The sequence below is a fragment of the Neobacillus massiliamazoniensis genome (assembly GCF_001048695.1).
Lineage (GTDB): Bacteria > Bacillota > Bacilli > Bacillales > Cytobacillaceae > Neobacillus > Neobacillus massiliamazoniensis.
This window is the reverse complement of sequence record NZ_CVRB01000006.1, coordinates 137,468-153,482: the sequence shown is the minus strand read 5'-3', so window position 1 is coordinate 153,482 and position 16,015 is coordinate 137,468. Positions and strand designations below refer to the sequence as shown.

The following is a 16,015-nucleotide window of genomic DNA, read 5'->3' as shown; positions in this document are numbered from 1 at the left end:
CCTATTAATGTAATCTATTAACCAATTAAAAGGAGTGGAAGGGATGCTAAAGAAATTTAGGAAAAAGAAAAAAGCACTGCTTGCCGGGATTGCATTAAGTACGGTTGTATTTGGGGCTGTAGGAACTTATGCTGCACAAGATGGTGCTTTTGGAAGTAATTTGGTGGGCCGTCAAGCAGATGGATCAGTTCAAACTCCTGTTAACCAGTTAATCACACCAGCTGGTAAGCAAATTGAATTTGGTGGAAATCCTATGTCTGTTGCGGTGAATCCAAATGGAAAGACGGCTGTAACCGTGGTTGGCCGAAACAACTATGGCGGAAAAGGAATTAACGTAGTTGATTTAGCAACAGGTAAAATGACTGTTTCCGATTTTGATTTAGGTCTTTCTCACATGTGGGGATTAGCTTATTCAAAGGATGGAAGCCAACTGTATGCAACCGGATCTTCTGGTTCAACAGGTAAAGTTGTAGTAATGTCGATTGCTGCCGATGGTACTCCTACAATCAAACAAAAGTATAATCTTCCAAATGCAAAAGTTGGCGGTAATATTAATCCACTCGATTTAGCGGTGGGTCCACAAGGACAGCTTTTAGTAGCCCTTAATCGGGATAATAGTCTAGGTGTAATGGATCCGCAAACAGGCAAATTAACAGCAAAAATTCCAGTAGAAAATGCCCCAACGAGTGTTTTAGTTGATGGCAATACCGCATATGTCACAAACCAAGGCGGTAGGATTGCCAAGTCAGGAGACACGACGATTGATTCATCAGGGTCTCAAGTTGTCGTTGACCCTAAAACAGGAGCCACTACAACAGGTACCGTTTCGGTGGTTGACTTGACTACAAACACTGTTACGAAAAATATTGAAGTTGGTGTACAGCCTGAACGAATGACACAATCAGGTCAGTACATATTTGTCACCAACACAAATAGTGATACTGTTTCTGTCATTGATACAAAGACTAATAATGTTGTTCAAACAATTGACGTTCAACCATACCCGAACGCTCATAAAGGTGCCGCACCGAACGCAGTTAAGATGATTGGCAATCAATTAATGGTTAGTCTTGGCCGGGATAATGCGGTTGCCGTTTATGATTGGAATGGTCCGGAAAAGGATCCAGAATTAAAAGGGCTTATTCCGACAGCCTGGTTCCCAGTAGATTTAGCAATTGATTCTGCAAATAAACAGCTTATCGTTGCTAACGGAGATGGTGTAGGTTCACTCGGACCAACACGTGATTTAACGATTCAAGGTGTTAAAGTAACAGGACACTCCGCTTATGCCCAAATGGGATCCCTTTCAATGATTCCATTTCCTTCAACTAATGACCTCGTGAAGGGTACTAAGCAGGTTTATGCAAATAATAACTGGTTTGGTTTAAAGGACCTAAACGCTAAACCAAGGAACAATAAAAAACCAGTCGCCATGCCTGAGAGAATTGGTGAACCATCTACGATTAAACATGTATTCTATATCATTAAAGAAAATCGCACCTACGACCAAGTTCTTGGTGATCTAGGAAAAGGTAATGGTGAACCAGCGTTAGTGCAATTCCCTAAACAGGTGACGCCAAACTTCCATAAGCTTGCTGAAACTTATCCGAATTTGGATAACTTCTATGTTTCAGGTATCCAATCAGCAAGTGGACATCAATGGGTAATGCAAGGAACAAACGTTGATTATGAGGATAAAGAAACGGATACAGCGAACGTTCGTAGCTATCCAGGTGGAGCCGGGGATCCAATGGCATATGCACCAACTGGACATTTATGGGATCAAGCTATTAAACATGGCGTATCTGTAGAGAACTTTGGTGAAGACACAACTGATTTCACTGGTTCTGCACCATTCGGCACATGGACTGATTGGTATAATGATTCTCTCATTCTTGCTGGTCAAAAGCAGGGTAATCTTCATGTTCCAATTGGTAACTACCAGGTGAAGTATGATATTCCGTCTTTAGGACCGATTACACATAAGACTTTCCCAACGTTTGATATGGATATTCCAGATCAGTACCGTTTTGAAATTTTTAAGAAACAATTTGAAGAACACGTTAAAAATGATGATTTACCACAGCTTAATACATTGTGGGTTACAAATGACCATACGAACGGAAGTGCGACCGGTTCCCCAACTCCACAAGCAATGGTTGCAGACAATGACCTAGCAGTCGGAAAAATCGTCGATTTAATTTCTCACAGTAAATACTGGAAAGATTCGGTTATCTTCGTTACCGAAGATGACTCACAAAATGGATTAGATCATGTGGATGGACACCGTGAGCCAGCGTATGTAATTAGTCCATATGTGAAAAAAGAAATAACGAACAGCCACTATTGGACAGTTATCAACATGGTAAGAAGTATAGAGCAAATCCTTGGAATGCAGCCAATGAATCAAAACGATGCAGCAGCTGAACCTATGAGTGAGCTATTTACAAATAAGCCTGATTTTACACCATATACATTTGTACCGAACCAAATCCCACTTAATACGCTAAATGGGCAGCCAAATGCAAATACTGCAGCACTTGCTAATACACAACAAATAACACCTCAGGCTCAGGAGTTATCGAAACAGTGGACAGAATGGTCGAATAAAAATAAAGATAAAATGTCTGGAAGAGGAGCTTCACCTGATAAAGTTAACGCAAACATGCTGAATCACTCCGTTTGGTATGCTACAAAGGGATTTGACAAACCATATCCAGGTGAAAATAATGTTCTTACACCGGAGGAAGTAGAAAAACAGCCTGAAAGCAGTGCACCATCACCTGCGAACAATTAATAAAATTACTTTAAATTTTAAAAGGTAGCTGTCCGATTAGGGCAGCTACCTTTTACATGGAAAAAAACTGATATGTGCTATTTTTGATTTTTATGTGCCGTTTTTCAAATATATGTGCCGTTTTGACTGGGATATGTGCCATTTTTTGATTATATGTGCCATTTCATCACGAGTACCCATTTTCACCATTGAAGAGGGCTCCGTTTATTAATTTGGGAGCTTTTTTTTAGAATTACTCCAAAAAAAACAAGAAATGTGCCATTTTTGAAATTTATGTGCCGATTTTCAAATATATGTGCCGTTTTGACTGGGATATGTGCCGTTTTTTGATTATATGTGCCATTTCATCACGAATACCTATTTTCACCATTGAATAGGGCTCCGTTTATTAATTTGGGAGCTTTTTTTTTAGAATTACACCAAAAAAAACAAGAAATATGCCATTTTTGAAATATATGTGCCGATTTTTAAATATATGTACCGTTTTGACTGAGATATGTGCCATTTTTCAAATATATGTTCCATTTTGTATTTCTTCCGAAAGTCAGGCACCTAAATATTCTAATTTATTTTTTAAGGTTAAATTAAGATTTTGGGACGATAATGAATTTCAGAAATACACTCCATAGTGTAAATCATAACTAAACCAAAATATGAGGAGTAAAGAAAATGAAAAAGAAACGATTTTTAACATTTTTAGTCTCAGCCTTGATGATTTTCGTTATTGCAGGTTGTTCAAACGCCAATGCTTCAGACCAAACTAGTACAAATTCAAATGGTAATGGAAATGGAAATGCAGGAAAAGGTAATAAGAATGGTTTTCAAAAACCAGATGTATATGGTGAGATTTCTGCAATTGATGGAAATAAAGTAACCTTAAAGCTTATGGAAATTCCACAAATGTCTCATAGGAATGGACAAAATAAAGGAAATGGTTCGGGCAATGGACCAGGAAATGGTTCAGGTAGTGGTTGGAATAATGGTAATGGCAATGGTAATGGAAATGGCGGTCCTGGAAGTGGTGGCATGAGAGCCAAAAAATATACCGGGGAAGAAAAAACCATTGAAATCCCTGATGGTGTTTCCCTTGTGACAATGACAAGGGGAGCAAATGGCATGACGCAAAGTAATTTGAACTTGAGTGATTTAACAACTGGAGATACGCTATCCATCTATTATAATAGTGACGGAAAAACAATCGATAAAATTAGAGTCCAAAAACCAAGAACAGGTAATGGACAAGCGGGAAAAACCACTCCCATTAATTAAATAAATCAAATTAAATCATGTTGGAATGGTTCTGAAAAGGAAAAAGCGATGAGAGGATTCTTCTTCTCATCGCTTTTTTATGAGGTATATTCCCCCGTCCATTTAAAACAGTATTGTAGTGGAGGAGAGGAACTAATAAAGAGCTGCGGTAGCAACTCTTTATACAAATCCTATGATTCTTTATGTTCGTTTTTAATATCTTTGCGAGTAATAGTCAGGTAGCCAACAAGGATCACGATAATAATCGTTAAGATCAGGCTGACCGTACCCTCACCCACCCCAAGACCTCCGCGTGTATGCGACACTGAAATCCAGTCGGAAAAACAAGCGCCAACTGGACGGGTCATGATGTAGGCGAACCAGAAGGCAAAAATCTCATTCAGACCAAATAACCAATAGCCTAAAGCCGGAATTGCAAGCAAAATGAAGAATAGCACGCCCGACGAGAAATAGCCTAAGTGCATGGTTGACGCGGTCATGTCTCCAGACGCGGTTCCTAATGCGAACGTTCCTAGTACGGTCATCCAATAAAAAACCTCACGCTTTATTGTGTAAATACTGTGTATTGAAAGAGTTTTTTCGGACTTGTACCAAATTACGAAGATCGTGGCCAGCGCTACAGCAAAGAACAAGGTTGATACAAGGTATGGGACGCCCAAAATAACGTGAACGACATCTGCCGCCATCGTACCAAAAATACTGACCATCACGACAACTAGCCAATAAATCCAGGCCACATATCGGCGGACTGAAAACTGCAAAATCAACGATGCAACCAGGACAATTCCGGCTAGTAATACCGCAATTACCGGATTTATATTTTTGACTAGATAATCAGAGAACACCTCACCCATGCCAGTGGTTAGTACTTTTGTAATCCAGAAGTAAACCGTAATTTCTGGAACTTTAGAAAAGATCTGCTGTGTGCGATGTCTAGATTCCGAGAAGGAATGATCCTTTTCAGCAGAAACAGATGAATTTTTAGCCAATTTACTAATCTCCTTTTTTATTAAAATTAGTTCTGGAAAGTTTCATAAAGCTTACTATAAAATAGTGTTTTTAAATTAATATGAATATATTATTAAAATTTTATAAACTATTACCGTTTGGGAGACGGTACTGGCGGATAGCACCATTTTACTGGCGAATAAGGAAACTTTACTGTCGGATAACCCGTTTTTATTGTCGGATGGGCTGAATTTACTGTCGGATAGCTCTTTTTTGTCCAATAGGGAGACTTTAATGTCCCCATTTACTAGAACAAAGTAACAAGCCCCTAGTTACAAAAAACACTTTTATTGAAATGCCAATGAACATAGTAGAAGGGATAGTACGAAATAAATAGAAGGAAGATTAAGAGAAAAATAAAATCCACAAAACTTTCCCAAACCGAAGGAAGTTTTGTGGATTTACTATTTTTGAAATTATTAAAACGTAAAATTATCTGGATCGGCACCAAAACGTTTGTTTTCGTTAAGTGCATTTATTTTTTCGATATCCTCAGCAGATAAAGCAAAATCAAAGATATCTGCATTTTCAATAATACGGCTTTCTTTTACTGATTTTGGAATGGTTACAATTTCATTTTGTAGATCCCAGCGCAAAATGACTTGGGCCGTTGATGTATTGTACTTGGATGCAATTTCGTTTATAACAGGGTGCTCAAGCATGCGCCCTTGTCCTAGTGGAGCCCAAGCTTCTATTTGAATTCCTTGTTTCTTACAATAGTTACGAAGCTCTGGTTGAGCGAGGAGGGGATGTAATTCCACCTGATTGACCATTGGTTTAACCTCAGCAACGGACATTAAGTCCTCAAGTTGGTGGATTTTAAAATTGCTGACGCCGATTGCTCGAATTCGACCTTCTTTATAGAGCTTTTCAAGAACCTTCCATGTTTGTTTATACTTTTCCTTAACTGGCCAATGGACTAAATACAAATCGACATAATCAAGACCGAGTTTTTTTAAGCTTATTTCAAAAGCTTCTAAGACTGAATCATTTCGTTGGTCTGTATTCCATACTTTGGTTGTAATGAATAGTTCTTCGCGTGGTACACCAGACTCTCTAATGGCCTGACCTACACTTTCTTCATTTTGATAAAGAGCAGCGGTATCAATGCTTCTGTAACCGGCTTTTATTGCAGCTTTCACAGATTGAAGGGCCTCTTCACCTTCCTGAACCTTATATACCCCAAGTCCAAACCATGGCATTTTTACTCCATTATGTAGGGTAGTCGTATCTTGCAAGTTTCTCAAAATATCTCCTCCTTATCTATACATATATTAAGTATAGTATCTTTCATGAGTTGTAATCAATAATGAAGGTTTGGTGCCTGGCACCCGGCACCTCGGTTCTCAGAGCGGTATGACAAAATGTCATACTGAACCATGACTTCACTATGACAAATAGTCAAAAACAGCAAAGGGAAAATTTCCTTTTGCTGTTTTTTTGAGTGGAATTATTTTTTAAATAGCTTGATATTTCATGGGTTAGCCATCACGAAGGATTGAATACTTCCTCAGAATTGATGGGGAAATTTATTTTGGCACAAGACTTGCATAATTATTGGGTGAAATAAAAAAATGCAAAGGATGTGGCAAAATGTTATCAAATATTGGAATACCTGGACTTATTTTAATCCTTGTATTAGCACTAATTATTTTTGGCCCGAAAAAGCTCCCAGAAGTTGGCCGGGCAGTTGGACAAACATTAAAAGAGTTTAAGAATTCGGCCCGTGAACTAACTAGTGACCCCATTGAGGATATAAAAAAGGAAACAAAAGAAATTTCAGACACATTCACAAAATAGGAGAGGAGTTTCGTCATGGCACTTAAGACAAAAAAAGGTTTAGAACCAAAAGAATATGCCAAGCTTGCTGATCATTTCGTGCCTGATGCCAATGAAGTACTTTCAAAAAGCCGGTATGATACAAAATTAGGGTTAAATATGGCTAAGGATGCAAGAAAGGTTATAAATGGAAGTTTGAAAATTGAAGACTTTCATAAAATTTATTCAGCATCTTTATTGAACGAATTTGGACATCAATATGCTAGCGACGGCCCCTCTACAAAATCAATGCAAAAGAAAGATTCTGGTCCTAAATGGGGCATGGTGATTGATTTAAAAAAATGTATTGGCTGTGATACGTGTACAGTTTCCTGTAAATCAGAAAATAGAACACCGCCAGGAATGTCCTATAATGTTGTCCTTGAAACGATTAAAGGTGATTTTCCTAACATCTCAGTAGTGAACTTGCCGAGACCATGTATGCATTGTGATAAACCGCCTTGTGTACAGGTTTGCCCGACAAGAGCGACTTACAAGCTTAATGATGGCATTGTCATGATTGATAATGATCGCTGCATTGGCTGCCGCTATTGTATGGTTGCTTGTCCGTATGGAGCAAGGTCCTATGATTTTGGCGATGGCTATGAACAGGAAATGATAGGCTATAACGATGTTACTAGTCCAGAATATGGCGTGGAACGTGGAGAAAGGAAAAAAGGAAAAGTCCCACAAGAAACCGTTCGTAAATGTAGTTTTTGCTATCATCGCCTACAGCGTGGTGAAGAGCCTGCATGTGTGGAAACGTGTATTGGTGACGCCCGTTATTTTGGCGATATGAACGATCCAAATAGTGTTGTTTCCAAGCTTGCAGCTAGTCCAAGAGCGTTTCGTCTAAAGGAAGAACTAGGTACACAACCGCGAGTGGTTTATCTAAGGTAAATGTCATTTACGTATGTAAGTTTTCAGAAGGGAGAGTGATAAAAATGATGACAAAAGCGAATCTGGGTAAAAACATGCCAGCTTCTCAGCAAGCCAAACATATAGGGAAGATCGAAAAAATCTGGTGGACGTGTTTAATCGCGGTATTAGGAGTAGGTTTATACTCGATCATTAGTGGATATTTTTTACAAGGTATGTCATCGACGTATTTATCGAACATCGTCCCATGGGGAGGATGGGTTGCGTTTTATATTTATTTTATCGGTATGAGTGCAGGTTCTTTTTTACTCTCAACGATGATATATGGATTCGGCATGGAGAAATATGAAAAAATCGGGCGATCAGCGCTATTATCTGCGATTGTCTGTATGATTACCGCGATTACCTTTATTTTCTTTGATATTGGTCGACCAGACCATGTTATGAATTCCGTTATTTATTGGAACGTCATGAGTACGATGTCATGGGAAATTCATTTTTATATTGTTTATATCGTGTTATTAGTAACAGAATTGTATTTTTCGATGCGAAAAGATCTGATTACTCTAGCAAAAAATAATGATGTTAAAGGTAAATTGTATCGCATCCTTACTTTTAATAAGCAAGAATTCACAGCAGCGGATCAAATACGAGATAAAAAAAGGTTAAAGGTGATGGGGATCATAGGCATTCCCCTAGCGGTATTTGGCGTCCATGGGGGAACAGGATCGATTTTCGCTGTGGCAAAAGCTCAGCCATTTTTAAATTCAGGCTTATTCCCACTCATCTTTATTCTTTCAGCACTTGTATCAGGAACTGCGTTATCGATTGCGATATATGTGATAAAGTCTAAGGTTCAAAAGCAGGACTTAGATGTTCCGATGGTTCGTTCACTTGGCAGCATGCTCGCCCTATTTTTGGGAATTGAATTTATTATGGTTTGGTATGAGTTTCTCATTGGAATTTATGGATTAGAACATGAAGAACTTGGAACGATCAAATTATTAACTGGAAGCAGTTGGTGGTGGAGCTTCTGGATTTTTCAAATGGGACTAGCGATGTTCTTCCCATTAATCATTTTATTTATTAAAAAGACGAGGCAATCGGTAAATTGGATTTTAGCAGCATCGATTATGACCATCATCGGTGTTGTAGGGGTTCGGTTCAACATGGTTGTGCCAACCTTGATCATGCCTAAATTAGAAGGAATGCCTTATGGGAATTATTATCCAAACCTATCGGAATGGCTGACCACCTTTGGCCTTATTGCAATGTGTCTCATCATATATACTCTTGGTGAAAAATTGTTCCCAATTGAGCAGCTAGACTCTCATGAAAGTTCGGTGAGTAAATATGAGTAATGATAAAGTGAATCGCAGAGGGTTTCTAAAAGCACTCGGTGCATTTGGTGCGGTTGCACTAGTAGGCCCTGCATTTTTTGGCCCTGTGAAGCAGGTGCTTGGCGGTGTATGGACTGATGATGGCCATGGTATCGGGACAAATTATCAAGATTATACAGCGGAGGATATTATTTTCACATCCTGTCAGCAGTGTAATGCCAGTTGTACAATTAAAGCCTACATAGTTGCCGGAAAAGCAAACAGTCCGTATTCATCAATCGTTCGAAAAATCGCTGGTAATCAATACAGCCCGATTGGCATGGTACCATTTGGACATATCCAATATAATACGCCGATAACAGAAGCGATTAAAGGAACAGGTGATATGGCGAGAACAGGACATTCCTATCGAGGGGCGAAAACCTGTCTAAAAGGGCAGGCTGGAATTCAAACTGCCTATGATGCCTATAGGATTCAAAAGCCCCTAAAACGCGTTGGCAAACGGGGAAGCGGAGTCTGGAAATCAATTAGCTGGGACCAAGCGTATAAAGAAATCCTCGAAGGCAGTAGGGATCTAGGGACACCAGGTTTAAAAGAAATCTGGGCCTTTGTACCGGAAAATCAAGTAATGGCTGATTGGGAAAAAGTAAAGAAACAAGAAATGACAAAAGCAGAATTTGATACAAAATATAACAAAGTCCTTATTGATACGAATCACCCTGATTTTGGCCCAAAATCAAACCAGATAGTCGTCATGTCTGGCCATCGCCGTGAATTTATTGAAAGATTAGCGAATGGAAGTATTGGATCAGCAAACTATTATGATCATGGCGGCTATTGTGGAATTCAAAGTGTAATGGGAAATGTCCGCTCACATGATACGACCAAACAAAAGCAACGGATGATTCCTGATTATGAAAATGCTGAATTTGTTCTCGTTTGGGGAACAAACCCTTTAACAGCTAATCGTGGGCCGACAACCTTTGCCCCACAAATCACAAATGCCATCGATCGTGGCATGAAAATGGTTGTAATTGATCCACGTTTTAGTAAAACTGCTGAGAAAGCGCATATGTGGGTTCCTGTTAAACCGGGTGGGGACGGTGCCCTCGCACTTGCCATGTGCCGCTGGATTATTGAAAATAAACGCTATGATGAACAGTATTTGCGAAATCCTAATGGTAAGGAAGCAGAGCTAGATGATGAAACAACATGGAGCGATGCTACCTATTTAGTGAATGTTAGTGATAAAAAGCGTCCTTTCTTACGAGCCAAAGATGTAGGTCTTGGAGAAGAAGAATTTGTTGTCTTTGAAAATGGTCAGCCTGTCTTGTTTAACAATGCCCACCAAGGCGATCTTGAAGTTAATACCACGATAAATGGAATCAAGGTAAAATCTGTTTTTAGCATTTTTAAAGAAAAAGTTCTGGAAAAATCCTTTGAAGAATATTCAAGTCAATGTAATATTCCAATTGAACAAATTAGTGAATTAGCGAAAGAATTTACTTCCCATGGAAAAAAGGTAGGGATCCATTCTTACCGCGGTCCAGCCATGCATGCTAATGGTTATTACAGTGTTCGCGCCATCAACATGTTAAACCATCTTGTCGGGAATCATGACTGGAAGGGTGGGGACACTTCTACTGGTGCGAAATTTAAGGTGACAGATGGGCGATATGATTTAGCCAGTGTACCAAATGCCAATAACGCATGGGGGATTCCGCTTACAAGGCATAAAGTACCGTATGAAAAAACGACTTTATTTGCAAAGGATGGCTACCCTGCGAAGCGACCATGGTATCCACTCGGAAATAAACTAATTCATGACGTGCTCCCGAGTGCTGCTGGAGGATATCCTTACAAAATCCGTGCATTGTTGGTAAACCGTACTTCACCTATCATGTCAGGACCACGTTCGGATATGCAAAAGAAATCTATCAGCGACCAAAAAGTAGTCGAACTCGTAGTTTCTTCAGATATCGTGATTGGCGAAACAACAAAGTATGCTGATTTTGTTTTACCTGACTTATCCTATCTGGAAAGCTGGAACGCTGATGAAATATTCCCGATCTTAAAATATAAATTTGCCGGTTTAATCCAACCAGTAACACGGATTGTTCCAAATGCCCGGCCGACTGAGCAAGTTTATATCGATTTGTTGACAGAACTAGGACTTCCTGGCGTTGGAAAAAATGCATTTGTCGATGGTTCCAATCTCAATTGTCCAGAGGATTATTATCTAAAACGCGTAGCCAATATTGCTTTTGATGGTAAGAAACCTGTCCAGGATGCAAATGCAGAAGAACTTGCTATTTTTGAAAAGGCGAGAATGAAGGCACTTGGCAAATATTTTGATATTGATGTCTTAAAAAATGCTGTGAAACCTGAGGAATGGAAAAAAGTCGTTTTTGTCCTCAATCGAGGTGGAAGATATGAGCCGATTGGTGATGAATATATTGGAAACCATATTAAATATCAATTTAATAATCTAGTTAATTTTTATGATGAAAAGGCAGCCGGTTTTAAGAGCGCTTATACAGGTAAGTTTTTCGAAGGTGTGCCAATTGCAGATGAAATTAGACTCTATAATGGAGAAGTTTATTCACCGCCAAAACCGTTTCAATTTATTAATTGGAAATCGAGAAATGTGGCGACACACCGTACAGAAAGTAATCCATGGTTAAGAGAAATTCGTCCAGAAAACTATTTATGGATAAACCCGATTGATGCAAAAAAGAAAGGGATTAAAACCGGTGACACTGTCATGATTACTTCAACAAGTGCAGAAGTAAAAGGAATTGCTCTCGTTACACCGGGAATTAAGCCAGGGGTTCTTGGTGCGAATTATAGTTTTGGCCATTTCGCAAATGGTTCAGCAAATGTAAAAATTGATGGAACCGTCGTGAAGAAGACTGAAAAATACGGACATCTTCCATTTGACACGAATGTTCCGCTCCATGAGGAAAGCGGCTATGCGAAGGAACGGGGAAGAGGATTCTCGGTCAATGCTTTGGCAGATAAAGACCCAAGCTATTTTGAAGGCTTTCTCGCAGACTTGATTATCGGCGGTCCTGCTCAGCAAAACTTATATGTTGACGTGAAGAAAGTGTAATAAAAAGGGAGGAAATGAAAGTGCAGACACTGGAGGAACTTCAAGGCAGCTTAGCACTGGCAAATATTTTGTCGGTCATTTGGCTCGGTGATTGGGAACGGTATGAAACGATATTTACAGATATGCCAGAAACACTAAAAAATGAGTTTCCCTTTCATCCATTTTACAATCGGGAAGAAGTAGAAATCTGGTATGACAATCACTTTTTTATCCCAGGAGATTATTTTATCCCACCATATTTCTCCTCCTATTCCAGTCAAAAAGGGGGAGAGGTGGAGGAGAGCAAGCAAAGTTTACTTTGTTTAATTGGACACTATGAAAAAATGGGATTTTATTACCCGCTTGAGAACAATCTCTATCCAGATCATTTAGGATGTTTGATGGTCTTTATCAGTTCAATTTTACAGGAGCAAATCAAAGCGGCTCAAAGTCTTGATAGTGAATTATTCGAAGAGTTAAATGCTTTTAGACAAGAACTATTATCGGAATTTATTTACCCTATTTTGCAGCCATTACAAAAATATGCGGAAAATCGCGTAAAACACCAGTTTATTAAAGAATTTCTGATTTATTTTTGTACCTCATTAGAAAAAGAACAATTATTATCACTGGTTTAATTAGTCGATGATAAATGAAAAAGAGTATCTTTATTCACGGTATAAATGGCTTGGAGAAAACTCCAGGTCATTTTTTATGAGGTACGGTGTCAGGCACCGCACCCGGAAGCTTTCTATTTATTTTATAGTAACTTTGTTTTCGTTAATATTATGATAAAATAATGGAATCAAACTATTTGGAGGCTATTATGCTAACTTTTGAAGAAAAACTTGCTATTATCGAAACATTTCCTGAACTTGAGAGAGTAAATGTTTCACTTGGTCGTGTGAATTTTCAATTTAACGAAAGTGTTTTTGATAAAAAAAATGTGGTTTATCATCTTCATCCAAACGGAAATGGCTTCGTATATGCTGGAAGCTTGTCAGAGTATCAAACTGATGAAAAAGGGATGGTCAATATTCGTGACTACTCTCCTAAGGACTTAAAAGAATTAATTAAAGAATCCATTAAGAGTCTTTCTGCTGTTGAAATACCGGTAACAGAAGCTGCTGTTATTGGGGATAACCAAGAGGAACGCTGGGGTAATGAAAAGAATGAGCTTCTTTTATTAGTGAATGAAGATGAAATATGGAATATTTATTTTGGTCTTAATCTAGAAGAAACCTTTGATACTCGTGAAGAAGCAGTAACATTTTTAGAGGATGAAGGCTTTAAAAGGCGTTAGCTTTTAAAGAATTTTTTGATTATATAAGATGGTGCCTGACACCAAACACAAATGGCGAACAGTGACGGTTCACTGTTCGCTCATCAAAGGCTATTTACTTAATTTAACCTCAAGCCATTTCCGTACACTATTGATAAACCAGATTTTCGTGCTTTGTTGTAAGTCTGCAACTGTTAATGCTTTTTCGCGGATTTCTCCATTTTTAAGTAACCTCTCACGAAAGGTACCTGCTAATAAGCCGATATTTACTGGTGGTGTCCATAATGATCCATCTATTTCCAAGATAACATTCCCGTTTGTAAACTCCGTCAATTCTCCGTCTTCATTCCAAAGGAGTACATCGAAAACATTAGAGGGCTTCTTTCTATAAAACTGAGAATAAATGTCGCGATTCGTCGTTTTATGATAGAAGAAGGGATTTTCTTTTTCAATTGGTTGGTCGGCAAGAATCACCTTCAAATCTGCTTCAAGTAGTGAGAGTTGAGATCCTTCGATGGTCATGGACGAATCATTGCTCAAAAGGAGCCGAACTTTTAAATTACCATTATTATTTTGACCTGAAAACTCATGTAAAGTCTTCTTGATATCTTCAGCGTGATATGTGAAACCGAAATATTGTGCTGAATTTTTTAGGCGATTGAGATGCTCTTTAAACAAGAAATAGCTCCCATTCTCTAACAATAAGCTTTCCAGCAAAAGAAAAGGTGGTCTATTTTCTTCAAGTAAACTTGCTTTTGTAAGGATTTCTTGGTATTCACCTTCAGTTGTGGAGTCCCACGTAATTCCTCCCCCCACACCATAGGTGGCTTGACCAGAGTGATGCTCAATCAATACCGTTCGGATCGGCACATTAAAAATAGCTTCCTTATTTGGTGTCACAAAACCTATCGCTCCACAATAAACCTCACGAGGTGTTGTTTCTAAGTCTGAAATGACGTTCATTGTACTAATCTTGGGAGCACCAGTAATGGATCCACAAGGAAAAAGGGCTTTAAAAAGATCAACGAGTTTTATATCGTCAGAAACCTTTGCTGTAATCGTTGAGGTCATTTGATGAACGGTTGGGTATTGTTCAACTTCAAATAGTTTGGGAACGGAAACAGACCCAGGTTCAGCAATAATGCCTAAGTCATTTCGCAGTAGATCGACAATCATAAGGTTTTCTGCCCGGTTTTTTTCTGAATGGTAAAGCCAGCTGGCGTTTTCTTCATCTTCTGCAACTGATTTTCCTCTTTTTGTTGTTCCTTTCATTGGTCGAGTGGTAATATTGTTACCTTCTAAGTGAAAAAACAGTTCTGGTGATGCAGACAAAATACTATGTTCACCTGTATTAATGTAGGCACAATAATTCGAAGCTTGTGCTCTTTTTAGTTTTTCGAAAAAAGCGAGATCGTCACCTTGGAAGTAGGAATTCAAACGAATTGTATAGTTTGTCTGATATGTATCACCACTTTCAATCGATTGTTTAATGGACAAAATCGATTGAGTGTACTCATCCATACTAACGGATGGTTTCCATTCCGTTAATGTATATGTACCAGTACCGTTGAGTGCTTGCTGCATTGGTTCTTGAAAAACCCCAAACCATAAAAGCGGCAATGTTCCACCGTCCTTGACTTTATAGGCAGAATCGAATGCTGCTGCACTTTCGTATGATAAAAATCCCGCTGCATAATAACCATTTTCAACCGCTTCCTGAATAAGTTGAAAGCAAGGGATCACATCTTCGATGGTATTTGCCGTTATTACTTTGGAGGGATTCCGAAACATAAGCGGCTCTACTTTTCCGTTAGAAGAGGCGAATTCAAATGATAATAGAGGTTGTTGTCGATTCTTTTTATTTTGATTCATTCTCATATTCCTTTGCTTGAAAAAAATTCTGTAACATCTGTAAACCACTTTCCGTCAAGATGGATTCTGGGTGGAATTGAACCGCTTCTACTTTAAATTCCTTGTGTCGGACCGCCATAATTTCTCCATCCTCACTTCTAGCACTTATTTCTAGACATGGGGGAAGGGAAGACTCATCCACGATTAATGAATGATATCTGGTAACTTGCAATGGAGATAGAAGATCGCGAAAGATATTTTTTTGATCATGCAGAATGAAAGAGGTTTTTCCATGCATCGGTTTTAGTGCTTTTTTAACGATTCCGCCAAATGCTTGTGCAATAATTTGTTGTCCAAGACATACACCTAAAATCGGGATTTCCCTATAAAACCTTTTCACGACATCTAAACAAAGACCGGCGGTATCAGGGTTCCCAGGGCCTGGGGAAATAAGAATGTGATCCGGCTGCATCTGTTCTATTTCATCAAGCGACAGCTGGTCATTCCGAATCACAACGACCTCCTCGCCCATTGTACGAATATATTGGACTAAATTGAACGTGAATGAATCATAGTTGTCAATTACTACAATCACTGTTTAAATCGGCTCCATTTCTTTTGATTGTTTTTTCTCTCGTTATTTTCATCCTTCTCTATTAAACCTTATCACGGTTATTCCT

General features: G+C 38.8%; 12 protein-coding genes. 8 read left to right on the top strand and 4 right to left on the bottom strand.

The window, feature by feature from the left end; translation table 11 throughout:
• Positions 1 to 43: 43 nt before the first annotated feature.
• Complete coding sequence (locus tag BN1082_RS24560; RefSeq protein WP_090639522.1) at positions 44 to 2,797, top strand: bifunctional YncE family protein/alkaline phosphatase family protein; 2,754 nt, start codon at positions 44 to 46, stop codon at positions 2,795 to 2,797.
• Positions 2,798 to 3,466: 669 nt separating this feature from the next.
• On the top strand, positions 3,467 to 4,066 hold the full coding sequence (locus BN1082_RS24555; RefSeq protein WP_090639520.1) for a hypothetical protein: 600 nt from the start codon (positions 3,467 to 3,469) through the stop codon (positions 4,064 to 4,066).
• 170 nt (positions 4,067 to 4,236) lie between these two features.
• On the opposite strand, the gene BN1082_RS24550 is transcribed toward BN1082_RS24555, so the two are convergent.
• Together BN1082_RS24550 and BN1082_RS24545 are read right to left on the bottom strand one after the other, a co-directional pair.
• Positions 4,237 to 5,055 carry a COG4705 family protein gene (locus BN1082_RS24550; RefSeq protein WP_245640552.1) on the bottom strand — a complete coding sequence of 273 codons (819 nt, stop codon included), beginning with the start codon at positions 5,053 to 5,055 and terminating at the stop codon, positions 4,237 to 4,239.
• A gap of 438 nt (positions 5,056 to 5,493) precedes the next feature.
• Positions 5,494 to 6,276: an aldo/keto reductase gene (locus BN1082_RS24545; RefSeq protein WP_090639830.1), complete on the bottom strand. Its 783-nt coding sequence runs from the start codon at positions 6,274 to 6,276 to the stop codon at positions 5,494 to 5,496.
• 391 nt (positions 6,277 to 6,667) lie between these two features.
• On the opposite strand from BN1082_RS24545, the gene tatA reads away from it, so the two are divergent.
• The 6 genes from tatA (at position 6,668) to BN1082_RS24515 (ending at position 13,505) form a co-directional block, all read left to right on the top strand.
• Positions 6,668 to 6,874 carry a twin-arginine translocase TatA/TatE family subunit gene (gene tatA / locus BN1082_RS24540; protein ID WP_090639517.1) on the top strand — a complete coding sequence of 69 codons (207 nt, stop codon included), beginning with the start codon at positions 6,668 to 6,670 and terminating at the stop codon, positions 6,872 to 6,874.
• A gap of 15 nt (positions 6,875 to 6,889) precedes the next feature.
• Positions 6,890 to 7,792, top strand: a complete 903-nt coding sequence (dsrO, locus tag BN1082_RS24535) for a sulfate reduction electron transfer complex DsrMKJOP subunit DsrO (RefSeq protein ID WP_090639515.1) — start codon at positions 6,890 to 6,892, stop codon at positions 7,790 to 7,792.
• 44 nt (positions 7,793 to 7,836) lie between these two features.
• Positions 7,837 to 9,132 carry an NrfD/PsrC family molybdoenzyme membrane anchor subunit gene (gene nrfD, locus BN1082_RS24530; protein ID WP_090639512.1) on the top strand — a complete coding sequence of 432 codons (1,296 nt, stop codon included), beginning with the start codon at positions 7,837 to 7,839 and terminating at the stop codon, positions 9,130 to 9,132.
• A complete protein-coding gene (locus BN1082_RS24525; protein WP_090639510.1) occupies positions 9,125 to 12,223 on the top strand; it encodes a molybdopterin-dependent oxidoreductase in 3,099 nt (1,032 codons plus the stop codon). Before nrfD ends, BN1082_RS24525 begins: the two co-directional genes overlap by 8 nt.
• 20 nt (positions 12,224 to 12,243) lie before the next feature.
• Complete coding sequence (locus tag BN1082_RS24520) at positions 12,244 to 12,840, top strand: molecular chaperone TorD family protein (RefSeq protein WP_176699940.1); 597 nt, start codon at positions 12,244 to 12,246, stop codon at positions 12,838 to 12,840.
• A 188-nt stretch (positions 12,841 to 13,028) separates the two neighbouring features.
• On the top strand, positions 13,029 to 13,505 hold the full coding sequence (locus BN1082_RS24515; RefSeq protein WP_090639504.1) for a hypothetical protein: 477 nt from the start codon (positions 13,029 to 13,031) through the stop codon (positions 13,503 to 13,505).
• A gap of 90 nt (positions 13,506 to 13,595) precedes the next feature.
• On the opposite strand, the gene pabB is transcribed toward BN1082_RS24515, so the two are convergent.
• Both pabB and BN1082_RS24505 read right to left on the bottom strand, forming a co-directional pair.
• The gene (gene pabB / locus BN1082_RS24510; RefSeq protein WP_090639502.1) at positions 13,596 to 15,356 is read right to left on the bottom strand and encodes an aminodeoxychorismate synthase component I; all 1,761 of its coding nucleotides are present in this window, start codon (positions 15,354 to 15,356) and stop codon (positions 13,596 to 13,598) included.
• Positions 15,343 to 15,930 carry an anthranilate synthase component II gene (locus tag BN1082_RS24505; RefSeq protein WP_090639499.1) on the bottom strand — a complete coding sequence of 196 codons (588 nt, stop codon included), beginning with the start codon at positions 15,928 to 15,930 and terminating at the stop codon, positions 15,343 to 15,345. The genes pabB and BN1082_RS24505 overlap by 14 nt, the downstream gene beginning before the upstream one ends.
• Positions 15,931 to 16,015: the final 85 nt, after the last annotated feature.